Here is a 24,300-nt window from a genome sequence, read left to right as displayed (position 1 = left end):
GGTTTACACCATCATGAAATTTATCAAATTTTTTGTTACTATTATTAATTTTGCTTTCTTTCATCTCTCCTACTAAATCTCTAACTATAGATTTAGGTGATCCCAGTGATTCTATAATTTGTAAATCACTTTTTCCTTCTATTTCTCCATCTATAAAGTATTCTTCATAATCTCTTAATATATCATTAACCTCATCATCAGAAAAGTGATTAGATAAATAGTCTTTTAATATTTCTAAAAATTCTCTTTTATTCAACCTTAATACCTCCTTAATCTAAATTAATAAGATAATCTACTGCGTTGGTAAAGTTTTTCCATTCTTCTATAAGACTTATTAAATTTTCTTTACCTAACCCCGTTATCTTATAATACTTTCTAGCTGGCCCTTCATTTGATTCTAATATATATGTCTCAAAATACCCTTCTTTAGTCAAACGTCTAAGTAAAGGATATATAGTTCCTTCATTCACTTCTATAACCTTAGAAATGTTTTGAACTATTTCATATCCATACATATCTTTTTTAGATATAAGAGCTAGAACACATATCTCTAAAACACCTTTTTTGAATTGTGTATTCATTTACTCCATCCTTTCTATAAAAATAACTACTGTGCTTTATATAGTACCTTGTTTAATCATCGTCATAATCATATGATAGCACACTACTGTGCGCTACACAATACCTTGTTAAATTTTTTATTCCCCTCCGCTTACTCCCTCTCACTAAAAAAAGTCGTACTATTCGTTTTCACAGATCAAGTATAACTACCTAATTTAAGCGACATTTACAGGTTGATTTTATACCTGTATGGAGCAAATTAGGTAGTTATACTGATCAAGACTTACAAATAGTACGACTTTTTAACTTTTATTATTTAACGTATTCTGTTACTAATTTTATAGTTTCTATAATAGACTCTAAATTCGTTCTTTCATATCCATGAGATGCAAATATTCCAGCACCTATTAAAGCTGTTTTAACATCATATCCAGCTTTTAACATAGCTCCTGCATCTGATCCGTAATTAGGATAAGTATCAACTTTATATCCTATATTATTATCCTTAGCAATTTGGATAAGTCTGTTTGTTAATTCATAATCATATGGTCCTCCTGAATCTTTTGCACATATACATACATCGTATTCAGTTGAGTTTTGACCATCTCCTGGGCACCCCATATCAATAGCTATAAACTCTTTAGTTTTTTCTGGTACAGCTGCTGATGATCCATGACCAACCTCTTCATAATTACTGAAGAAAAAGTTTACAGTATGTTTTGGTTTTATTCCAACAAGCTTTAGATACTCTATAACATATAAAGTTGCTGCAACTGAAGCTTTATCGTCTAAATGTCTAGATTTTACAAATCCAGAATCAGTTATTTTAACTCTAGGGTCAAAAGATATAAAGTCTCCTACTTCTATTCCTAATTCTTTAGTATCTTCTTTAGAACAAACTTGCTCATCTATAACAACTTCATAGTTAGCAGGAACTCTTGGAAGTTCTCTACAGTCAGAGTGTATATGCACAGATGGTTTTATAGTTTGAATAGTACCTTCATAAACCTTTCCACCTCTTGTATGTATTTTACAACATTCACCCTCAACTGAAGTCATCATATATCCACCAACTTGAGTTAATTCCAATCTTCCATTTGCTTTAACTTCTTTTACCATTGCCCCTAATGTATCTACATGGCAAGATAAAGTCTTTTGATATTCATCATCATCACCTTTTATTGTAGCAACTACAGCACCCTTATTTGTTACTTTATAATCAACATTTAAAGTTTTTAAAACTCCTGTTATATACTCCATTATATTTTGAGTATAACCAGATGGACTTGGTATATTTAACACTTCCGTTAAATATTTTTTTACTAACTCAGATTTATATTCCATAACCTAAACCTCCCTATTTTTATAAGTTTCCTATAATTAAATAGTAAAATAAATAAATTATTGTCAGAGATATTAATATTTTTTCTATTCCAATCACTAAAAGTTCCATTTTTTTAATCGGAATATCAGTACTATCTACATATACCATATTAGTACTAATTGATATCGTTTGCACTATAGATATTATAAATATTATAAGACCAGATATATCTTTTATATCATTATTTATAAGTTCTATATACCTTCCTCCATTAAACATGCCTAAACATAAAGCTTCGTTTATTTGAACTTTTGATGGCAAATTAAACATTTCTATAATTGGATAAGTAATTTCACCTATAGTGTCAATCAATCCTGTATTATTTATTAAATACTCTCCTACAAATATAATTATAACTAAATTGGGTAATATTGTCATAATTATATTAAATGATTCTTTAAAATTTTCAAACATGTAAAATATTAACTTATTATTTTTTTTAGTAGATAAATGTCTCCTTATCGCATTTTTAAACTTATCCTTTTTAAAACTACATTCTTTGTAAGAGCTTTTATATAAGTAAGATTTTTTCTTAACTTTTAAAGGCCATATCCTACACATTAAAAAGTTAACAACTAAGGATAAATTTATAACCATAAAAATAGTAAATGCTACAGACTTTAAGCTTAATTCATCTGCTAAATAGTAACAATTTAAAATGCTAGTAAAAGAAAAACAAGAAATCATTATGCACGCTTCACTTTGTCTAAGTTTTCCTTTTTTATATAGATGGCTAGTCATAAACATCCCACTAAATATATCTACAAATAAATACACTAATACATTTAATACACATTTTCCACTTAGTTTAAAAGCTTTTTTAGTGTATTTTTGAAAATATGCTTCAAAAATTTCTAATAGACCATACTCTGTTATAAGAGGTAAAAAGAAAGAACTTATTGATAGAATAATCACTGATTTAAACAAAAAATCTCTCATAAATAGTAAACTGCTATTATTATATGTCCTAAATTCAATTTTAGAAAAAATTATAAGTATGAATAATATACTTATAGGTTTTATGCACTTTATTATATTACTAAGTGCATCATATTCCTTTTCTTTGTGTTTAATTATAGGTAATATAGATCCTATAGATACCATTATAAATAAATACAACTTAATTAATTCTACATACCTAGATTGAATAAAAAAGTATAAATGATATATAATTGTATTTGTAGAACCTTTTAAATTTATCGGCAAAAAAAATATAAAAATACCACAAATTGAATATATTACTATTCTAAATGAATCCATTAATTCAAAATTTTTATATTCATTGCTTTTTTCTTTTGTATCAATTCCTTCCATCCATTACCTCCATACATATAATATATAATTGATTTAATATTTATATAAATGTATAATACTATCATTAATTAAATTTTAAAAAAGAGGTGATATATTGAATAACACCAAAAAAACAATATTGATTCTTACTGCTCAATTTGGAGCCGGACATATAAGTGCAGCTAATGCTATTAAAGAATACATACTTGAAGAACAGCCTTCGTATAAAGTTGTTATACAAAACTTTATAAGTGCAAGTGTTCCAAAAATGAATAAGCCACTTGTTAAACTTTATGAAGCTAATACAAAATATACTCCTGGACTATACAATTATTATTACTATTTAAAAAAATCATTTGACTCTAGACATGATATCGCTTATAAAATGTATACTCCAAAATTATCCCAGTATATAATGGAAACTAATCCAGATCTTATAATTTCAACGTTTCCTATGGCTTGCACTTGTGTTGATTATTTTAAAACTAAAAATCCTGAGTTTAAGGTTCCAACTATTACAGTAGTTACTGACGTTGTAGATAGTCTTGAATGGATTTATCCAACTACTAATATGTATTTTGTAGCTTCTCATGAGATAAAAAATAGATACGTTCAAAAAGGCATAAATCCTAATATAGTTAAAGTAACTGGGGTTCCTGTAAAAAAAGAATTTGAGCATAATTCAGAGCAAAATTCATCTCAAAAACATAAGCTACTTATAGTTGGTGGTGGTAGAGGTTTATTTGATATGGAAGATGATTTTTTTTACTACATAGATGATTTATTAGACTTAAATGGAGATGCATTAGAAGTCACTATAGTGTGTGGTAAAAATCAAAAACTTTATGATAAATTAACAGAAAAAAAACCTCTTAAAAACATTAATGTTTTAGGATTCGTAACAAATATGCCATGTCTATTGAAAGAACATACATTATTGATAACAAAACCTGGTGGTGCAACTTTATTTGAAGCTATAAAAAGTGAAATTCCAGTAGTTGTCATGCTTCCTAAAGTTGGACAAGAGATAGAAAATGCCCGATTTATAATAGATAAAGGTATCGGCATTGTATATAACGATGAGGATGACTTAAAAAACTTATTAGATGCTTTAGTTGATAAAAGATTAAACGATAGAATAAACTTCATGGTAGACAATATAATTAATTTTAAAAATTCTATAGATTATAATAAAATTGCATCTTTTGTTACACAATTAATAGGGACTTTATAAAATAGTCCCTTATTTATTAATATTTTTATATTTATTAATATTTATTATCTTTGATTCATTTGTAACAAATTTAATATTTTTTATATTACTTTTAGTTAATATATATTTTGTGTTCTTTATAAATTTAGAAATTAGCACAGCTTCTCCTATAAAAAATATAATACATATTGAAGCTTCAATGTTTAAATTATTCAAATATCCTGTTTTTCCTAAGCTAAATACTGAATGAGATTTTACTAAAATTAATATTAATATATGGATAATTACAATTGATGTAAGCTTATAAAATTCTTTATATAAGTTATTTTTTTTGATTGAGTTAATGATTTGAATTTGACTGAAATTAAGGATTTTCAATATATCTATGTATATCTGTTTAAATATGTTTCTATCTACTAAGTTTAATATCACTATAACTATAGAAGCAATTATTAAACAATATATATTATATATATATATATGATAAGGCTCATTTAATCCTATCTTTAAAGATTGCATAAAGGTGTATCCAATTGAAAAAAATAAACCTGAAAAATTAAACCTAAACTGATTATATTTAATGATCATAGAGTATGCAATTAAAATCATAGTAGTCGTCATAAGAGAATATATTTTAGATTCTCCTTTAAATATAGAAAATAGAACAACCGGAGCAATAAAATATACCAAGGCATCTCCTATAAGCCTTTTTTTCATAAATCCACCTCCATTTTATTGAATATTTCAAATCTTCCTATAATTTTTCTCTATATAAAATAAATTCTATTAAACTACTTTTTTTCCTCCTTTTCCATAGTTTTTATTCACAAAAATAAAGACTATCTAACGAAAGTTATATGAATCATATTACTTTACCTAGATAGCCTTTATTTTTTATGCTACTTTTTCAGTTTTTGAATTTTCATTTTTATCATCTTCTAATAAACCTAATTTTTTAGCTAATATCTTTGTAGTACTAGCTTGTACTATTAATGTTATTAAAATTGTCATAAATACAACTGATGAAATTATTTGATAACCTGGAAGTTGCATAGATACAATTATTCCTGATAGAGCCGCTGGTATAACACCTGTTTCTCTTACCCACATCATAAACAACTTATCTTTAAAATTCCATTTAGCTTGTCTATCAAATAATGTACATATTAAAACTACTAATGGTCTTGCTACAAACATTAAAACTAAAACTACTAATAGTGAAGGTAACCAATATTGTGCTAGTGCAGATAAATCTACATGAGTTCCTAATACTATAAATATAGCCATTCTACATAATGCTCCTACACTCTCTCTAAAACAATGTTCTGCATGAAAATCAATATCTGGTACCCATAGTCCGAATAATTTTCTATTTCCTGCTATAAGTCCTGCTATAAATACAGCCATATATCCACTTCCATGTAACTTAGTAGCTATTTCATAAGCTAATGCAACCTTTAAAACAGAAATTATTGGTGCATATGAGTGGAATACACCCCATTTTTTGTCTGACACTAAAAGTGAAAATAATAAACCTATAACAACTCCAACTGCTAATCCTACTACTACTGAAATTAATAATTCCTTTGCACTTTCACCAAGTGAAAATGATCCTGATGTTATAACTGCTAATAAAGTACTTACTAATATTGCTCCTACTGCATCATTAAATGCTGATTCGCTTACTACTGTTTGCTTAATTTTATCTTTTATTGCAACTTGCTTAAATACTGGTATAAGTGCTGCTGGATCTGTAGATGCTATTACTGCACCTATAAGTAAAGCTGTCATAATTGATACTGGGAAAATTTTGCTAGTTGCAAATCCAACTACAACTGTAGATATTACAACTCCTAAAGTTGCAAGTAAACCTACACTAATTTTAACTTTATTTAAAACTTTTAAATTTATCTCTCTACCGCCTTCATATAATATAAATGCCGATCCGAAAGTCAGTATAAGATTATTTTCTATTGGAAAAGCTTCTATACTTATTATATTTAAAACAGCTGGTCCTATTATTATTCCTGCTATTAAATATAAAATTACATCGGGTAATTTTAGTATTTCACTTAATTTACCTAATACTATACCTGTTACTACTACTACTGAAAATATAAACAATAGATTGTTGGTAGCAATTGCCTCCATTGTATTTTCCATACTGTTCACCCCATTCTTTCCATTAATTAGATTTCTAACTGTTTTCTTATCAAACAATTAATAATTATAGTACTCTTGAAATATAAAGTCAATTACTTAATAATTTTTCATTATATTTCAAAAACTCAAACAATTTCCTTCAAAACCTTTTTATTTTAATTTTTATTGAATAATTGGTAATACCAATTTCAAGAATAAAATAAATTCACTAAAATTCTTTCTTTATTAAATCAAACAATAAAAAAGCTTATATAATAAACTTTTAATTTTTTATCATATAAGCCTTTAATTTCAATAGTTTTTTAATTTTTATTTAGAAGTTATATCTAAAGGATTTTTTAACTCTCCATTTATCGTTACTTCAAAATGAACATGATTACCTGTTGATCGTCCTGTTGAACCTACCTTAGCAATAGGTTGCCCTTTATATACTAAATCACCCTCACTAACTATGTTCTGACTATTATGCCCATATATAGAAGTTTTTCCATCAAAATGTTTTATAGCCACTACATTTCCATATCCATTTTGAACACCTGAGAAACTTACAACCCCATAGTCAGTAGCTAATACTTCAGTTCCATAATCAGCAGGTATATCTACACCCTTATGAAGTTTTCTTTCTTTAGTTATAGGATGAATTCTATAACCAAAAGGTGAACTCAACTCTGTAAATCCTGGCACAGGCCAAGATCCATGATTTACTTTTCCATTCATTTCATTTTTTAAATTATTTTCTTGATTTTCTAAATTTTCAACTTGATCATTTAAAGGTACTTTCGACTCCTCTAAAGCTTTTATTTCTGACTCTACAGAATTTTTCAATAAATCTTCATTACCTTTTAAGCTCTTTTCATCATCAACAAAGTTTAATTGAACAACTTCCACATCACTAGATTCTTTTTGAATTAACTTTTTTTCTTCTATAGATTTATCTATATCTGAAATTTTTTCATTGATATTTTTTTGTTCAATTTTTAAGTTGTATATATCTTTTACAATTTGTTCACCTGATGAATTTTCAGTCTCTGCTCCATATATATTAAGTGTACTCATAGTCGTTATTAAACCTACAGCCATTAATATTTTAAAACTCTTAATCATACTTTTCCCTCCTTCTTAATAACTATTTCTTAATATAGACAAGTTAAATATAAATTATTCAAAATTTAACTTAATATCAATCACAATGGACAATCAAACTTAATAAAATAATATAAACTATTTGTTTAAACCTATTAATTTATTTAAAAAGGGGAAGATAATATGATTAAAAATCAAGAGGTTATCTTTGGAATTATATCTGCTATATTCATAATAATATATTCTGCATCATACATACTTTCTGATATATATTTGATAGTGAACTCTAGAACTTTAAAATCAAATATAAATAAAGTACTCCCTACGCTTAGCAAACTAAATACACCTTCACTAATACTATCACTTGCATGTTTAATACCTCATATTTATACATTAAAATCTACTTTTTCTATATTTGATAGTAGTTCTATGTTATTATTTGTATTGTTTATGGCAACTTGCACAAAGTTAAATTTTTTAAATAAATTAAAAATAAAACAATACTCATCTATAATTGCTTATTTATTAATAGTAAGTTTATCTGTTCATATATTTTTCAGATAAAAAGTTCATTCAATATAACAAAAGGGATTAAGCTTTGCTTAATCCCTTTCTAAACTCTAAATAAAAGTAGTTTAATATACTCTTTTATCTAATTATAAAAACTATTAAAATATGTTTTTTTGATATTGAATATATTTTTGTTGAACTTCTTTCATTTTCTTTTTCATTTCTATTTGAAGATTTGATGCTGTTTCATAATCTTTAATTTCTATAGAATCTTTTATTCTTGTAAATAAAGATTTTTTATTCATTGTATCTTTCATTAAATAATGTTTTATATAGTTTATCTCTTCCCATAAAACTTCATCTAAAACGTCCATATCATCATTTATGTGTAGTTTTTTTAAACTTCTTATTATATCTATATTATCTTGTATAATTCTATTTTTAAGCTCTTTTTTCCATTTGTCTATAGCCCCTACTTTAAATGAGTCTATTATTTTATCTGAAAATACATTTCCTTGAGTTAATGATTCTAACTTATAACTTTGAGTTTCTAAGTTTTTCATATTCTCATATACAGTAGCTGGAGGAGTTGAGAATCTTTGATTTCTTTCCTCTTCTTCATAGTCTTCAAAAACATCATTTTCGTCTCTATATGCTCTGTTTTTTTCTAGATAAAAACTATTTTCGCCTATATCTTTTGATAGCTCTTTCTCTAATTCCTTTGTACCTAATTTACTCTCCGCAACAGCCTTTATTCCATGAATTATAGTTTGGTATGCTCCCGCTATAACTAAATAAGTATTAGATAATGGGTTTGGAGATCTAAGCTCAAATCTTGTCGCTAAAGGACTATTAAGATCTCTTATAAGTCCAACTAATATAGATCTATTTCTTGATGGAACTTCGTAAGAGTGACCTACTGATGTAACTATACAAACAGGGGCTTCAAAACCTGGAACTAATCTATTAAATCCATCATTAGACGAAGTAACGAATGGGTTTAGTACTTCATAGTTTCTAAGTATTCCCATTAAAGCTCCATATCCAAACTTTGTAGTATAATCATTTTTCATATCTTCTGGTGAAAATAAGTTGACTATCTTTCCATTTTTAAGCTTTGCACTAATTCCAAAGTGAGTGTGTTCTCCACTTCCTGCAACACTGTCTAAAGGCTTAGCTTTGAAAGTTACTTCTAAACCACTCCTACAAAAAACGTCTTCTATAACTTCTCTAGCCAATAATTCATTATCTGCGCATTGAAGTGGTGTTGAATATTTCCAGTCTATTTCCAATTGTTCCATTGCATGGTTAGTTTTCCCATCTATACTAATAGAGCTTGTTATTCCTCCAACCTCTTTATGACCCATTTCTGGTTCTACCCCTAAATTTTGAAGTATTATTAGACTATTTTCTAGACAAGTTCTTATAATTCCTTTTGTTCTTTTCCAATACTGTTCTTTTAAACTTTGAGATACATGAAGAGCTTCTATATCAGCTTTATCTTCTGGTGTGTTTACCCAAAATTCTAGTTCTGTTGCAGCAGTTAGATTTATACTTTCTATTTCATCTATGCTACTTATTCCTAGGCCTTCAAGCATGTGTGGTTGTTGTGATATTATGTTCATTATAACTTCTTTTGTATATTCTTCTGACTTTTTTAAAATCCCTCTAGAGCAAACTCTTTTTCCTTCATGTAATAAAAATGCTGGTATTTTTAAAGTTCCTATCGGTAAGTTGCACTTATTACACATATTTTCCATATTATAATCTATATACCAAATAGCATCATTATCTGGCATTAAATCAACTTTTGCATTGTTTAATGTTGCTATATTGTATAATTCAACACTAGAACCATCGGTTTGTATCCCTGAATTTAAAAATCCTGTAATATCATCTAGAAAAAGTTCTATAGGTATTTTTTCATCTATAGCATTTCCACCTAGATCAACTCCCATCAGAGATACAAATTTTATATTTTCATGTTGAGACAATAGTTCCTTTAAATCTTTTTCATTGTGACTATGTTTTTCAATAACATATAATAAAGATTGCATTTTTATCCCCCAATTCACTGATTTTATTTTATGATTTGCAAGTTATAATGTTTTTCAGAATAAAACACTTTTAATTCGCAATATAATTTATATTATTATAATATATTTGTATTTTGTTCGCAATATATTTAATTTTTTAAATTTACTTAAAAATCCTGTGTATGATTTTTTTTTTACATAGGGTATACTAAATTAATAACCAAAAATTTTTAGGAGAGATTCGTATGGAATATATAGTTTTCGATTTAGAATTTAATCAGGGATTTGATAAAGAAAATAACAAAACATTTTCTAATGAACAATGCCCTTTTGAAATAATACAAATAGGAGCTATAAAACTTGATGCTAATTTTAATATAATCGACAAATTTAGTAGTTTTGTAAAACCCAATATATATAAAACCATCCATCCATTCGTTGGAAAAATGACTCATATAACATTGGATAAAGTAAAAGATGCACCTTCTTTTTCAAACGTATATAAGGAATTTAGAAAGTTTATTTCTAGCAAGTCTAGTATAATGTGCGTTTGGGGTTCTGGAGATTTAAAGGAGTTATACAGAAATATAAATTATTACTCCCTTCCTTCAAAAGGATTGCCCCAGTTATATATAAACGTTCAGCAGTATGCATCATCTTACTTTAATAATCCAACTGGCCAAAGTATCGGCCTTCAAAATGCTATACAAATTTTACAGCTTGAACAAGACAAGGCATACCATGATGCCTTAAACGACGCTTACTATACAGCTTTGGTTTTAAAAAATATCTACGATGAAAATATAGTTGCAGATACTTATGTATATACACCTGTTAAATCCAATAGAGCTAGATCTAAATCAGTTAAAAAGAAAGTTAACTACCTTGCTTTATTTGAAGAATTTAAAAAGATACTAGGAAGAGATTTAACTTCCGATGATAAGAAACTTATAGATTTAGCTTATAAGATGGGGAAAACTAATCAGTTTTTAATAGATGATATACCAGCTCCAACACCTAAAGCTTCACCTAAATCTAGTAAGAAAAAATCAAAACATGGTTTTAAGTATAAAAAAAGAAGATAAGTCCTAATTTTAGGACTTATCTTTTTTTATATATTTTTATGCATTCAAAAACAACATTTTTATATTTTCATATTGTGCAAACTCTACAACATCTATTGGTTTATCTTCATTTCTAAATTTGCTTTCTTTTCCTACATATACATTTACATTTCCAACTTGATTGTATACTTCATCTATAATATTTATAAAATCTTCACTTTTTAAGCTTTCTCCTTTAGACTTTATAAATACTACACTTTCATTATCTTCATTTCTAACTATAGACTCTATTCCAAACAAAAGACTCTCTTCTTTTATATAAACAACTTCAGCTCCTAAAGCTATCCCTTTATTTACTTTTTCTTTAAGCTGTACTATATTCATAATACCCTCCTTTATTTAACAGTTTATTAAATTATATTAAAGGTATTATGATTTTATGTTTTATTTTATTACTAACTCAACTGGACAATGATCAGAACCTAGTATTTCAGTATGAATGTCCGCTGATACCAGTCTATCTTTTAACTTATTAGATGCACAGAAATAATCAATTCTCCATCCAGCATTATTGTTTCTAGCATTAAATCTATATGACCACCAGCTATATACGCCTTCTTTATCTGGATTAAAGAATCTATAAGTATCTATAAATCCTGAATTTAAAAAATCTGTGAATTTATTTCTTTCATCATCTGTAAATCCAGCATTTTTTCTATTTGTCTTAGGATTTTTCAAATCTATCTCTGTATGAGCTACATTTAAATCACCACACATTATCACAGGTTTTATCTCATCTAACCTATTTAAATAATCTCTAAAATCATCTTCCCACTGCATTCTATATTCAAGTCTTTTTAAACCCTGTTGTGAATTCGGAGTATATACTGTAACAAAGTAAAAATCTTCAAATTCTAATGTTATAACTCTTCCTTCATTATCATGCTCTTCTATTCCTATTCCATACTTAACATCTAATGCCTTATTTTTTGAAAATATAGCAGTCCCTGAATAACCTTTCTTTTGAGCATAATTCCAATAATCATAGTATCCTTCAAGATCTAAGTCAATTTGACCTTCTTGAAGTTTTGTTTCTTGCAAACAAAATATATCTGCATCTATTTCTTTAAAAAATTCCATAAAGCCTTTAGTTACACAAGCTCTCAGGCCGTTTACATTCCAAGATATAAATTTCATATTTTTCTCCTTTGTATCTACTTAAATTTTATTTTTTTTGCAAAGTCTTGTGGCTTAGTTGAAGATACATATATTCCATTACTTACTTCAAATCCACCAAAGTTATATTTTCTAGGAATTATATGGAAATGAAAATGAAATAAATTATCATTTTCTAATCCCTTTGGATGCGCATGCATACATAAATTAAAAGGCATATATCCACATTCAATGTATATTTTTTCAAATACTTTTTTAAATATGTAGGCAAGTTCATTTAAATTTACTTCACTTAAATTTTCAAACTTAGAACTATCTTTACATATTATTCTAACTTCATTGTTGTACATGGATGCATATGGAATTAGCACCAAGAACTTTTCTCCGTTGTGCACAACTCTTTCATTTAAACTTATTTCTTCATTTATTACTTTCTCATACAAACTTTCTTTTTTACTTTCATAGTACTCTTTTAGTATCTCTACTTCATTTTTTATATATTTAGGTACTAAAGACATAGAAATAATTTGCGAATGAGGATGAGCTAAAGATGCTCCAGCCTTCTTAAGAAAGTTCTTAAATATACTAATATATACAGTATCTTTATTTTCTATATACTCTTTATACCTATTTTGGTATGCGAGAAACATATTTTTAAATTCAATTTCACTCATATTATAAAAAGAACCATTGTGTCTGTATGTATCTATAATAACTTCATGAATTCCACTTATTCCTATTGCCCCTTCTTCTATTATTGGATATTTATTATAAATAGATTTGCATATCCATCCAGAATCACCCTTTATTTGAAAAGTCGTTCCTGCTGAAAGTTCTTCATTCCCTCTACAAAAAGGGCATTTCTCTTCATAAATATTAGTTAATTCTTTTTCATCTTCAATTTTTTTCATATCAGTCGGTCTACCTGTTCTATCAGGAGCAAATATAATTACATCTCCACTAAATAAATCTACCCTTAAATCACTCAAATTTAACACCTCTATTCAGAGTATTTATTAATTAATTAATTTTTAAATATATACTTAATATAATATCTTCAAAATACTATTTTGCTATAATATTTTTTGTAAATCTATAGTTATAATTTTACATATTTTATCACAGATTGTAAATCTTATAAAACCCTTATGATATCTGAAAAAACTGAGTGCTTTTTACCTTCGTTTATGATATTATTCTCTTGTAAGGGGATTTTACATATTTTTCATAATACAGGGGGTATTAAAAATGTACTTTTCTAATAGAGTTATTTCTATGCAATCTTCACCTATAAGAAAGTTAGTTCCTTATGCCACAGCTGCAAAGGAAAAAGGAATAAAGGTTTATCATTTAAACATAGGTCAACCTGATATAAAAACACCTAAAGGTTTTTTTGATGCTGTCAATACTTTCAATAGCGAGGTTTTAGAGTATGCTGTATCTCAAGGTTTGCCTGAGTTAATAGATGCAATGATTGATTATTATGCTACATATGACATGAATTTTGAAAAAGATGAAATACTTATAACTAATGGTGGTAGTGAGGCTTTATTATTTTCCATGATGGCTATTTGTGATCCTGGTGACAACATTTTAGTGCCTGAACCATTTTATACAAACTACAATGGTTTCAGTTCTTGTGTAAACGTTTTTGTAAAACCTATAACTACGCATCCAGAAAATGGATTCCATCTTCCAAACAAAGAAGAAATTTGTTCTAAGATTGATAAAAACACTAAAGCAATACTTATATCAAATCCAGGAAATCCAACTGGAACTGTTTATACAAAAGAAGAAGTTCATATGTTAGCTGATATAGCAAAAGAAAATAACTTATGGATAATCGCTGATGAAGTTTATAGAGAGTTTGTTTATGATAACTTAGATTATATAAGCTTCGGAAATATAGAAGAAATAAAAGATAGAGTAATAATAGTTGACAGCGTATCAAAAAGATATAGTGCATGTGGAGCAAGAATAGGGTCTTTAGCTTGTAAAAATAAAGAGTTCATTGCTCAGGTTTTAAAATTGTGCCAAGGAAGATTGTGTGTATCTACTCTTGATCAAATAGGATCTATAGAATTGTACAAAACTCCTAATACTTATTTTAAAAAAGTTAATGAAGAATATGAAAAAAGAAGAGATGTTTTATATAGTGAATTAATGAAAGTTGAAGGAGTAATATGCAAAAAGCCAACAGGTGCATTTTATATACTTGCTAAATTACCAATAGAAAATGCAGAAGATTTTGTAATCTGGATGCTAAATGAATTTGATGTAGATGGAGAAACTGTTATGGCTTGCCCTGCTGAAGGATTCTATGGAACTGAAGGCTTAGGTAAAAGCGAAATAAGACTTGCTTATATATTAAATGAACATGATTTAAAGAAAGCTGCAAATATTTTAAAAGAAGGTCTTGAAAAATATATGGAAGTTAAAAATGATTTAGCAACTAATAACTAAATTTAAAATAGACTAATCAAATGATTAGTCTATTTTTTCGCCACTTTTTACACTTACTGTTAACTTGTCTCTTAAATTGGGTGCTTATGCACATACCCTAGCTTTCTTTTATAAGTATTTCTTCTAAGTTTTTTATAGAATCCATAAATTTATTACGATCTTCTTCATTTAATTCCAAGAATCTTGATTCTAATCTAGTTCCTAATGCTTCTAAAAAGTCTTTAGCTATCTCTTCACCTGAAGTTGTTAAGTTTAATATATATTTTCTTCTGTCTCTTGAATCTCTTGTTCTAGTTAAGTATCCCTTTTTAGTTAAGTCATCTACCATAGTAGTAAGACTTCCTTTTTCTATATTTAATTTTTCGCATAAGTCCGTCATTGTTATTTCCCCATTATTATTTATGAATACAAGTGCTCTTAATTGTGTTCTGTTTACATTTATATTTGCGGCATACTCTTTTAAAGACTCTAAATATAGACTAGCATGTATCTTAGGAAAAGTTTTTGATACGAAGTCTATAATTTCTTTTATTATTTCATTCATTTCTTCACCTCCACCCCCTTAAAAGTATTGTCAAATTCTAGTTTACACTAATTCCTTTGTATAGACAACACCCAAAAACATCAATATGATTGTGTTGCAATTTTAACATTATTTTTCAAATTTGATTTTATTTTCTAACTCTTTCTACATTTTTCTACATTTAAACTATTTACAAAATTAATTTTTTATAATATAATTGAATCATAACCGCAAAAAGCGGGAAAACAATAACAAGCATTTATTTATTTTAATCAACGAGGAGGAAAACTTTTTATGATGCAAATTATAACGAGTACGGCACTATTATTAGTTGTACTGGCATTATTCACTTTATTCAGTTACAAAGCACCTCACGGTATGAAAGCTATGGGTGCACTAGCAAGTGCTGCTTGCGCAAGTTTCTTAGTTGAAGCATTCCACGCTTCATTATTTGGACAACAATTTGGAATCTCTTTCTTAGAGCAAGTTGGAGCTGCAAACGGTAGTTTAGGAGGAGTTGCTGCTGGTATATTAGTACCATTAGCTTTAGGAGTATCTCCAGTTTATGCAGTTTTAGTTGGTTTAACAGTTTCAGGATTCGGAATACTTCCAGGATTCGTTGCAGGATACTTAATATCATTCGTTGTTAAGTTCTTAGAGGAAAAAACTCCTGCTGGTCTTGACTTAATAGTTATAATATTAGTTGCTGCTCCATTATCAAGAGCAATAGCTATGTTTATGAACCCAATAGTTAATGATACATTAATGCAAATAGGACAAGCTTTAACAGCTGCTTCTACATCTTCTCCAATATTCATGGGTATAATACTTGGAGGATTAATAACAGTTGTTGCTACTGCTCCATTATCATCAATGGCATTAACATCTATAATAGGTTTAACTGGTCTTCCAATGGCAATAGGTGCATTAGCAGTATTTGGTTCTTCTTTCATGAACTTCGTATTCTTCTCTAGAATGAAGTTTGGTGATAAAAAAGATACTATAGCTGTTGCTATAGAACCATTAACTCAATCAGATATAATATCTGCAAACCCAATACCAGTATTCACTACTAACTTTATAGGTGGAGCATTATCAGGTGTTGTAGTTGCTTTAATAAGTACTTACGTTGCACCTCTTGCAATAAGTGTTCCAGGTATGGCTACTCCAATAGCTGGTTTCGCTGTAGCAGTTGGACAAAACGGAACTCCTGCTTTAATGGCTGCTGCTGGATGTATAGTAGTAAGTATATTCGCTGGATTCTTAGGACATACACTATTCAAGAACTACAAAATAGTTACTGCTGATATAATACGTGGTAACGGAAATGACGAAGATACTGCTGCTTAGTCAGCATATTATAAAAGCACATCATATGATGTGCTTTTTTTATGCGCAAAAAATTTCAATGTCTAATTTTGTTGATTCTTCTATTTGAATCTCATTAAAAACTTCTTTCATTACAGGCTCTTCTCCTTGTCCTCCATATATAAATATACCTAAAACAGTGATACAACAAAGCGCATATAACTTCATAATTCTCCCCTCCCACATAAATTGTATACGAATCGCAATCAATTGACTACAAATACCCCAAATATGATGGTATTTTTTTAACAAATTGTTAATTTAACTAATATATCTCAAATTTCATTAATCATAAAAAAGCATAAGTCCAATGACCTATGCTTAATTTTTATCTTTTAAATTTATATCATTTATCTATCTAACACAAAATATACTTAAAATCCCTGGACCTGCATGAGCACCTACACAAGATCCTACATCTACTATTGAAATTCCATTAGGATTTAACTCCAAAGTTGCAAGGTCCTTTAATTTACTCATATCCTGATTACAATCACCATGACCTATAGCAATTTCTTTTCCTTCACCACAATATTCGTTAGTCATATCTACCATCTTAGAAAATACATGTTTCTTTCCTCTTACTTGCGCCACTGGTGTTACTAACCCATCTTTAACTTCTAATATAGGCTTTATTCCTAACATATTTCCTATAACAGCCTTAGATGATGATATCCTACCTCCTCTTTGCAAGTATTTTAAATCATCTACAGAAAATACTACATACATATTCTCTTTCATATATTCTAATTGATTTAAAATATTATCTATACTAGCACCTTCTCTAGCCATTTGTGCAGCTTTAACAACTTGCATCCCACAGCCATATGAAAAGTTCATAGTATCAAAAGTATATATTTTCCCATCCGTATCATTTTTAGCCATTATTGCACTTTGATATGTACCTGTAGCCCTAGATGATCCTGATATGTATAAAATTTCTCTACCTTCATTTACAAATTTATCAAATACAGATTTAAATTGAGAGTATGTAGCTTGTGATGTTTGAGGCAATTTTCCATCTCTCAACATATCATAAAATTCTTTAGGTTCTAAATCTATACCATCTCTATATTCTTTATCATCAAATCTAACCGTCAACGGAACCATTTCGATATCATACCTATCCCTTAACTCTTTTGATATATCAGATAAACTATCACATACTATCTTTAAATTATTCATTGCAACTCCTCCTTTGTTTTGAATTTTCTAAAAAAAGCAGATTTTTTCTTTATTAAAAATCACTTTTATCGAGTCACCTATAATTGTATTTATATCATGTTTCTTAATATTCATATAAATAACAGCTGCATTACTAAACTTCTCATTTTTTATTACAATAGTAAAGTCAAAAGGATTTTCTGTAATATTTATAACTTCCATATAAATCTCATCACTCCTTCTATTCTCACTAATTTTTATATCATATTCACGTATACATAAATATTGTAAATTTTTATATTGGTTTGCATTGTCTATATCAATATTTAAATTCCAATCTATTGCATAAATCAAATTATCATTTATAAATTTAAATCTTGATATATTTTTAAACCCTGTTAATTTTGCTTCTTTTATAGATTTCGGATTATTAAATAATTCATATTTATTTCTTGTTACTACTCCAACACCTTCATCATATACAACTATATCCTCACATACTCTATAAGCTTCATTTATATTATGTGTTACAAATATTGTGCTTCCCTTATATCTGTTCAGTATAACTCTTAAATTTTCTTCAATTTCATCTCTTAAATGATAATCTAATGCCGATAATGGTTCATCTAAAAGTAATATATCTGGTTCTTTCGCTAAAGCTCTTGCCAATGCTACTCGTTGCTGCTGCCCTCCTGATAGTTGATTTGGTAAATTATTTTTTACTTTTTCTAAATTAAAATCTTCTATGTATTTATTACAAATTAAATTTTTGTTTTTTTTATCTATATTTTTTAATCCGATTTCTATATTTTCATATACAGTCATGTGAGGAAATAACGCATAGTTTTGAAATACAAAACCCACATTTCTTTCTTGAGGTTTTAAATTTATATTTTTCTCTGAATCATATAAAACTTTACCATTCAAAGTAATTCTACCTTTATCTGGATTTTCAAGTCCTGCGATGCATTTCAAAGTCATGCTTTTTCCGCACCCAGACTCCCCTAATAATCCTGTAATTTTATTTGTTTGGTCTATAAATACCCTTAGCTTATAATTTTTTAAAGTTTTTTCTATATCCACATATAAAGACATTTTAATTTCCTTTCCCAAATTTTTTATCTCTAGATTTAGATATAAAATTTGATATAGTTATTACAATTGCTGAAATTCCAATGATAATCATAACCCAAATCATAGCTTTATTCATATCACCACTTTCAACTGCAAAAAATATTGCAATAGGCATAGTTTGAGTTTTTCCAGGTATATTGCCAGCAATCATAAGTGTAGCTCCAAACTCTCCAATGGCTCTTGCAAATGATAAAATTACAGCTCCGATTATCCCAGGGTATGATATTGGTAACATTATCTTCATAAATATTTCCTTCTCACTAAGCCCTAAAGTCTTTGCTGCAAATATCATGTTATTATCTATTTGTTCAAATGAACTTTTTAAACTTCTATACATTATAGGAAAAGATACGATTACAGCTGAAATTACAGTAGCTGTCCATGTGAATATAAGATTTATATCTATTGTTTTAAGTATCATTCCCACAGGTCCATTTTTTCCTATTGTAATTAATATAAAAAATCCTACTACTGTGGGAGGTAATACAAGTGGTAAAGTTAGCATAGTATCTATCAAACTTTCATATCTGCCTTTATACCAAAATATTTTATACGATATAACAATACCTAAAATAAAAGTTATTAAAGTTGCAACAAGTGATGTTTTGATAGATATAATTAACGGCGAAATATCCATATATTGCTCCAATCTAAAATATTAAAAGATTATAAAATTTTTTCATAACCTTTTTACGCTTTATTAATTTATACTTTTTATTATATATTCAGCTCATTTCTTAGTCAAATATATGCGTTTGTTTATATATTTTTACATTTTCCGACATTTTCCCTATGTTATAAGTACTTATTCTGGGGTATAATAATAGATATTAATATAGGTGGTGATTTTTTGTTAGATTTAAATTTAGAAGCTAATAGATGTTTAGTTTGTAAAAATGCTAGATGTAAAAGTGCTTGTCCTATAAGTACAGATATACCTACTGTAATAAATTTATATAAAGAAGGTAAAATAAAAGAAGCTGGTGAACTTTTATTTAATAATAATCCTCTTTCTGCTGTTTGTGCAATTGTTTGCCCTCATGAAGATCAGTGTGCTGGTAATTGTATAAGAGGAATTAAAGGAGAACCAATTCAGTTTTATAAAATAGAAGAGGAAATTTCTAAAAATTATTTAAAAGATGCTGATTTTTCTAATATAAGCAAAAACGGAAAAAACATTGCTATAGTTGGATCTGGCCCTGCTGGTCTTACAGTTGCATTTGAGTTAGCAAAAAAAGGCTATAACATAACTGTATTTGAGAAAAATGAGCAGCTTGGAGGAATTCTTAGATACGGTATACCTGAATTTAGGCTTCCAAGAGAAATAATTGATAATTTAATCAATATACTAAAAAATATGGGAGTTAAGTTTAAAATCAATGCTACAGTTGGTCCTATACTTACATTAGACAAGTTACTTGAAGATGGATATGATTCTATATTTATAGGTACTGGAGTTTGGAATCCAAGAAGGTTAGAAATAAAAGGAGAAAGCTTAGGTCATGTACACTATGCTATCGATTACCTACGTTCTCCTAAGAATTACGACTTAGGAAATAAGGTTGTTGTTATAGGTGCTGGTAATGTTGCTATGGATGCTGCTAGAAGTGCTAAACATTATGGTTCAAAAGATGTTTTCGTAGCATATAGACGTGACTTTGATAATATGACTGCAACTAAAGCTGAAATTCATGAAGCTATTGAAGAAGGTGTAGAGTTTATGACTTATAAAGCTCCTATAAAAATAGTTAATGAAGGTATAATTTTAGCTGATACTAAAAAAGTAGTTAATGAAGATGGAACTACGTCTTTAATTACTGTAGAAGATAGCGAAAAGTTATTTGAATGTGATTCTATACTAGTTGCAGTTAGCCAAGTTCCTAGAAATACTATTGTTTCTAATAACAAAGGCTTAGATGTTAATAATAGAGGACTTATTATGACAGATAATAGTGGCCATACTACTCGTGATGGAGTATTCGCTTGTGGAGATGTTACTCATGGTGCTAAAACGGTTATAGAAGCTGTTGTAGCTGCTAAAATTGTTGCTCAATCCATAGATGAATATTTAAAGTAAAACTTATTAACAAATTAGATTTTGAATAGTTATATAAATTAAAATGGAGATGATTTAATGTCAGAAAAAATAGAGAATCTAGCTCAGATTTTAAAGGAAAGTAATAATATAGTATTCTTTGGTGGAGCTGGAGTGTCAACAGCGTCTAATATACCTGACTTTAGAAGTTCCAACGGATTATTTAATGAGAAATTAAATATTACTTTAACTCCAGAGCAATTAGTTTCACATACATTTTATTTGAAATATACTAAGGAATTTTTCAATTTTTATAAGAAAAAACTTATCTATCCTGATGCAAAACCTAATAATGCTCACATTGCTTTGGCTCAACTTGAAAAGATAGGTAAACTTAAAGCTGTAATTACTCAAAATATCGATGGGCTTCATCAAATGGCAGGTAGCAAAAATGTATTTGAACTTCATGGGTCTGTACATAGAAATTACTGTGTTAGTTGTAATGAGTTTTATGACTCCAATTTCATTCTTAATTCAAAGGATGTACCAACTTGCACTAAATGTGGACATACAGTTAAACCTGATGTAGTTCTTTATGAAGAAGGTTTAGATGATTCTATAATAAAAGGATCCATTAATGCTATATCTAAAGCTGATACTTTAATTATCGGAGGGACATCACTTGTAGTATATCCTGCAGCAGGACTTATAGACTATTTTAAAGGGAAGAATTTAATCCTTATAAATAAAAGTACTACTCCTGCTGATAATAAAGCTGATTTAGTTATAAATGATAGTATTGATATAGTATTATTTAATGCTTTAAATAAAATTTAATTAATTTAATTAATATAGAGATTTTGTATATATAACTTAATCTCTATATTTTTATTTTAAATAAAAATATAGAGGATACAATGTAACTTTATATACATCGTATCCTCTTCTTTTTAATATATAATCAATTAATTAATCTTCACTATACTAATACTTTAAATTGATATCCATTATCTTTATAGTATTTTATTAATTGTGGAAGAGCTTTTGCAGTATTTTCTTTACCATAAGTATCATGCATTAAAATAACTACCATTTCTTTTCCCTCTGAAGTTTTTACTGCATAGTTGTATAGTTCTTCAGGTGATTTCTTTTTACCTTCAGCATCTCCACTTAAGGCATTCCAATCTATTGCAGCCATACTATTAGCAGCCATATATTCATCTAAAGGTTCCATACCTTTCCATGACATATGTCCACCTGGACATCTTATAACCTCTGTTGAGAAGTACGGTCCTAAAACTCTTTTTAATATATCATCAGTCTTTTTAAAGTCACCTTTGAAAGCTTCTAAGTCTAATGTTCTATTTGGGTATAATATACCATAATCATGGCTATATGAGTGATTTGCTATTGCATGTCCTTCTTCAAACTCTTGCTTTAGTAAATCTTCAGCTTTCTTTCCACCACGCTCTATATTAGATCCTGTTACAAAAAATGTAGCTTTAACATCTTCATCTTTTAATGTTTTTAATATCTCTGGAGTAACTGTAGTTGATGTTCCATCATCAAAAGTTAAAAATACTATCTTTTCTCCATTATTTGAATAGTCTCCGCTTTTTAATTTCTCTGCAACTTTTTCGGCACTGTAGCTATAACTTTCTGCTCCATGCTTAACTCCGATCATTTTCTTTTTAGCTTCTTCTTCTTCTTTACGTTTTTGTTCTTCTGCTGCAAGTCTTTTCTCCTCTGCAACTTTTTCTTCTTGTTTTTCTTTTATTGTTTCATCCACATAAGCTTTAACTTTATTAAAAGAACCAAATATAACTACACATACTACCATTAGTAAAAATGCTCTTTTAACATTTAGTTTTGCCCGTTTCTTATTTTTATTAGAGCCAGAAAAAATATTGTTATTTTTTTTCATAACTTCCCCCTTACTGTCACTTAATGTCACTTTTTATTATATATACATTATACTCTAATTAATCCATTATGTGTATTACAGCTTCGTAACAACTATTTCAAAATGGTAACATATTGAAAAAATTAAAACAAATTTAATAATTTTATTCCTGTTTTTTAAATTTTATTAAATCATTATATATTATTTTTAAGTTTTATTCGTTTATCTAATGCGCAAAAAAACTGCATACGCAGTTTGTTTTAAGACTAATTAAATTTTTTCTTTTCCGATTTCTTCGTTTTCACTGTAATTATATACAATGCTTCCAAACTCTTGTTGATATCGCATAGTCGTATTTATAATTATATAACCTAACCCCAAAAATATAAAAACTAAGGTAATCCCAATTACCAGTTTTATCTTTAGCCTCATATGGGACCTCCCCTTTTTATTTCCATTTTTTACCTAATTAAATTATATAACATTTTCTGACTATTTAACAGAAATTATTATCTATTTTTTTCTACAAATTAATGCATAAAAAAAAGCTGGTTAAAACCAGCTTTTTTATTTAAACTTTATTTGTCCATTTTCTATTGATTCTAAAACTACTAATGATTGTAAATTTATATTTTTTTCATCTAAAAGTTTAGCCCCATCTTGGAATCCTTTTTCTATAACTATTCCAACTCCAACCAAGTTAGCTTGAGCTTTTTCAACTAATTCATTTAAACCTATTGCAGCTCTTCCATTTGCTAAAAAATCATCTAAAACTAATATATTTTCACCTTTATTTAAATATCTTTTTGAAACTCTTATTGTATAATTTTTAGCTTTAGTAAATGAATATACTTCAGATTCATAAACGTCCTTATCTAAATTTTTAGATTCAACTTTTTTTGCAAATACTACCGGTACATTCCCAAAATGTTGAGATGCTATAGATGCTATAGCTATACCTGAAGCTTCTATTGTAAGTATTTTATCTATTTTTTTACCTTCAAATCTTTTTGAAAATTCTTTTCCTATTTCATTTAAAAATGCTACGTCTAATTGATGATTTAAAAAACTATCTACTTTTAATATATCATTACCTGAAATTCTTCCTTCAGTTAATATTTTTTCTTTTAACTTTTCCATAAATATGCCTCCAAATTTTAGTATACTGCATAAATAATGTTGAGAAAGTTTAAAAAAACTCCTGTCTAAAAAGACAGGAGTTGTATT

The 24,300-nt window shown here is 27.8% G+C and carries 26 protein-coding genes; 7 read left to right on the top strand and 19 right to left on the bottom strand.

Going from position 1 to position 24,300, the window contains the following annotated elements; all coding sequences use genetic code 11:
• The 4 genes from RWY47_RS17180 to RWY47_RS17165 all read right to left on the bottom strand — a co-directional run.
• Positions 1-256 (bottom strand): DUF1700 domain-containing protein (locus RWY47_RS17180; RefSeq protein WP_316030379.1); only part of this gene is annotated, 256 nt, incomplete at its 3' end.
• Between the two features lie 13 nt (positions 257-269).
• Positions 270-581: a PadR family transcriptional regulator gene (locus RWY47_RS17175; RefSeq protein WP_150843147.1), complete on the bottom strand. Its 312-nt coding sequence runs from the start codon at positions 579-581 to the stop codon at positions 270-272.
• 292 nt (positions 582-873) lie between these two features.
• Complete coding sequence (locus tag RWY47_RS17170) at positions 874-1,905, bottom strand: M42 family metallopeptidase (protein ID WP_224170414.1); 1,032 nt, start codon at positions 1,903-1,905, stop codon at positions 874-876.
• A 19-nt stretch (positions 1,906-1,924) separates the two neighbouring features.
• Positions 1,925-3,259: a YjiH family protein gene (locus RWY47_RS17165; RefSeq protein WP_168930653.1), complete on the bottom strand. Its 1,335-nt coding sequence runs from the start codon at positions 3,257-3,259 to the stop codon at positions 1,925-1,927.
• 94 nt (positions 3,260-3,353) lie between these two features.
• Between RWY47_RS17165 and RWY47_RS17160 the strand changes: the two genes are divergently transcribed.
• The gene (locus tag RWY47_RS17160; protein ID WP_029878033.1) at positions 3,354-4,472 is read left to right on the top strand and encodes an MGDG synthase family glycosyltransferase; all 1,119 of its coding nucleotides are present in this window, start codon (positions 3,354-3,356) and stop codon (positions 4,470-4,472) included.
• A gap of 9 nt (positions 4,473-4,481) precedes the next feature.
• Here the strand turns inward: RWY47_RS17160 and RWY47_RS17155 are convergent, their stop codons facing one another.
• The 3 genes from RWY47_RS17155 to RWY47_RS17145 form a co-directional block, all read right to left on the bottom strand.
• Entirely contained in the window at positions 4,482-5,168 is a 687-nt protein-coding gene (locus tag RWY47_RS17155; RefSeq protein WP_025161603.1) for a hypothetical protein, read from the bottom strand.
• 177 nt (positions 5,169-5,345) lie between these two features.
• Positions 5,346-6,614, bottom strand: a complete 1,269-nt coding sequence (locus RWY47_RS17150; RefSeq protein WP_021429695.1) for a cation:proton antiporter — start codon at positions 6,612-6,614, stop codon at positions 5,346-5,348.
• Positions 6,615-6,923: 309 nt separating this feature from the next.
• Positions 6,924-7,718, bottom strand: coding sequence for a M23 family metallopeptidase (locus RWY47_RS17145; RefSeq protein WP_150887120.1), 795 nt, complete (start codon positions 7,716-7,718; stop codon positions 6,924-6,926).
• 162 nt (positions 7,719-7,880) lie between these two features.
• Here RWY47_RS17145 and RWY47_RS17140 point away from each other — a divergent pair, with 162 nt between their 5' ends.
• Positions 7,881-8,261, top strand: a complete 381-nt coding sequence (locus RWY47_RS17140) for a hypothetical protein (protein ID WP_021429644.1) — start codon at positions 7,881-7,883, stop codon at positions 8,259-8,261.
• Positions 8,262-8,365: 104 nt separating this feature from the next.
• On the opposite strand, the gene RWY47_RS17135 is transcribed toward RWY47_RS17140, so the two are convergent.
• Positions 8,366-10,264 (bottom strand): glutamine synthetase catalytic domain protein, encoded by a 1,899-nt coding sequence (locus RWY47_RS17135; protein ID WP_021429770.1) that lies wholly within the window; start codon positions 10,262-10,264, stop codon positions 8,366-8,368.
• A gap of 224 nt (positions 10,265-10,488) precedes the next feature.
• On the opposite strand from RWY47_RS17135, the gene RWY47_RS17130 reads away from it, so the two are divergent.
• Complete coding sequence (locus tag RWY47_RS17130; RefSeq protein ID WP_150843152.1) at positions 10,489-11,328, top strand: 3'-5' exonuclease; 840 nt, start codon at positions 10,489-10,491, stop codon at positions 11,326-11,328.
• 36 nt (positions 11,329-11,364) lie between these two features.
• Here RWY47_RS17130 and RWY47_RS17125 read toward each other — a convergent pair whose 3' ends face one another.
• From RWY47_RS17125 to RWY47_RS17115, 3 genes are read right to left on the bottom strand one after another with little or no spacing between them, the layout of a single operon-like run.
• Positions 11,365-11,691 (bottom strand): hypothetical protein, encoded by a 327-nt coding sequence (locus RWY47_RS17125; protein ID WP_021429765.1) that lies wholly within the window; start codon positions 11,689-11,691, stop codon positions 11,365-11,367.
• Positions 11,692-11,751: 60 nt separating this feature from the next.
• Positions 11,752-12,504, bottom strand: coding sequence for an exodeoxyribonuclease III (locus tag RWY47_RS17120; RefSeq protein ID WP_142729938.1), 753 nt, complete (start codon positions 12,502-12,504; stop codon positions 11,752-11,754).
• A 17-nt stretch (positions 12,505-12,521) separates the two neighbouring features.
• The gene (locus RWY47_RS17115; RefSeq protein WP_150843153.1) at positions 12,522-13,472 is read right to left on the bottom strand and encodes a galactose-1-phosphate uridylyltransferase; all 951 of its coding nucleotides are present in this window, start codon (positions 13,470-13,472) and stop codon (positions 12,522-12,524) included.
• Between the two features lie 259 nt (positions 13,473-13,731).
• On the opposite strand from RWY47_RS17115, the gene RWY47_RS17110 reads away from it, so the two are divergent.
• Entirely contained in the window at positions 13,732-14,946 is a 1,215-nt protein-coding gene (locus RWY47_RS17110; RefSeq protein ID WP_150843154.1) for a pyridoxal phosphate-dependent aminotransferase, read from the top strand.
• Positions 14,947-15,043: 97 nt separating this feature from the next.
• On the opposite strand, the gene RWY47_RS17105 is transcribed toward RWY47_RS17110, so the two are convergent.
• Positions 15,044-15,490: a MarR family winged helix-turn-helix transcriptional regulator gene (locus RWY47_RS17105; RefSeq protein ID WP_021429767.1), complete on the bottom strand. Its 447-nt coding sequence runs from the start codon at positions 15,488-15,490 to the stop codon at positions 15,044-15,046.
• Between the two features lie 273 nt (positions 15,491-15,763).
• Here RWY47_RS17105 and RWY47_RS17100 point away from each other — a divergent pair, with 273 nt between their 5' ends.
• Entirely contained in the window at positions 15,764-16,819 is a 1,056-nt protein-coding gene (locus RWY47_RS17100) for a PTS sugar transporter subunit IIC (protein WP_332840792.1), read from the top strand.
• A gap of 39 nt (positions 16,820-16,858) precedes the next feature.
• Here RWY47_RS17100 and RWY47_RS17095 read toward each other — a convergent pair whose 3' ends face one another.
• The 4 genes from RWY47_RS17095 to modB all read right to left on the bottom strand — a co-directional run bounded on the left by RWY47_RS17095 (position 16,859) and on the right by modB (position 19,772).
• The gene (locus RWY47_RS17095; protein WP_021429609.1) at positions 16,859-17,005 is read right to left on the bottom strand and encodes a hypothetical protein; all 147 of its coding nucleotides are present in this window, start codon (positions 17,003-17,005) and stop codon (positions 16,859-16,861) included.
• A 186-nt stretch (positions 17,006-17,191) separates the two neighbouring features.
• Positions 17,192-18,022, bottom strand: coding sequence for a DegV family protein (locus tag RWY47_RS17090; RefSeq protein ID WP_150843155.1), 831 nt, complete (start codon positions 18,020-18,022; stop codon positions 17,192-17,194).
• 27 nt (positions 18,023-18,049) lie between these two features.
• Positions 18,050-19,096, bottom strand: coding sequence for a sulfate/molybdate ABC transporter ATP-binding protein (locus tag RWY47_RS17085; protein WP_021429761.1), 1,047 nt, complete (start codon positions 19,094-19,096; stop codon positions 18,050-18,052).
• 1 nt (position 19,097) lies between these two features.
• A complete protein-coding gene (modB, locus tag RWY47_RS17080; protein WP_021429759.1) occupies positions 19,098-19,772 on the bottom strand; it encodes a molybdate ABC transporter permease subunit in 675 nt (224 codons plus the stop codon).
• Positions 19,773-19,985: 213 nt separating this feature from the next.
• On the opposite strand from modB, the gene RWY47_RS17075 reads away from it, so the two are divergent.
• Positions 19,986-21,212 (top strand): NAD(P)-dependent oxidoreductase, encoded by a 1,227-nt coding sequence (locus RWY47_RS17075; RefSeq protein ID WP_021429586.1) that lies wholly within the window; start codon positions 19,986-19,988, stop codon positions 21,210-21,212.
• Positions 21,213-21,269: 57 nt separating this feature from the next.
• A complete protein-coding gene (locus RWY47_RS17070) occupies positions 21,270-22,007 on the top strand; it encodes an NAD-dependent protein deacylase (RefSeq protein WP_150843156.1) in 738 nt (245 codons plus the stop codon).
• 142 nt (positions 22,008-22,149) lie between these two features.
• Here RWY47_RS17070 and RWY47_RS17065 read toward each other — a convergent pair whose 3' ends face one another.
• The 3 genes from RWY47_RS17065 to RWY47_RS17055 form a co-directional block, all read right to left on the bottom strand.
• Positions 22,150-23,094 carry a polysaccharide deacetylase family protein gene (locus RWY47_RS17065; RefSeq protein WP_021429631.1) on the bottom strand — a complete coding sequence of 315 codons (945 nt, stop codon included), beginning with the start codon at positions 23,092-23,094 and terminating at the stop codon, positions 22,150-22,152.
• Positions 23,095-23,343: 249 nt separating this feature from the next.
• On the bottom strand, positions 23,344-23,505 hold the full coding sequence (locus RWY47_RS17060) for a hypothetical protein (RefSeq protein WP_021429689.1): 162 nt from the start codon (positions 23,503-23,505) through the stop codon (positions 23,344-23,346).
• A gap of 135 nt (positions 23,506-23,640) precedes the next feature.
• On the bottom strand, positions 23,641-24,213 hold the full coding sequence (locus tag RWY47_RS17055) for a xanthine phosphoribosyltransferase (RefSeq protein ID WP_021429781.1): 573 nt from the start codon (positions 24,211-24,213) through the stop codon (positions 23,641-23,643).
• Between the last annotated feature and the right edge of the window lie 87 nt (positions 24,214-24,300).

It is taken from the genome of Paraclostridium sp. MRS3W1 (assembly GCF_032465715.1).
GTDB classification, from domain to species: Bacteria; Bacillota; Clostridia; order Peptostreptococcales; family Peptostreptococcaceae; genus Paraclostridium; species Paraclostridium dentum.
The sequence above is the reverse complement of the archived record's forward strand: the minus strand, read 5'-3'. Positions and strand labels throughout refer to the sequence as shown.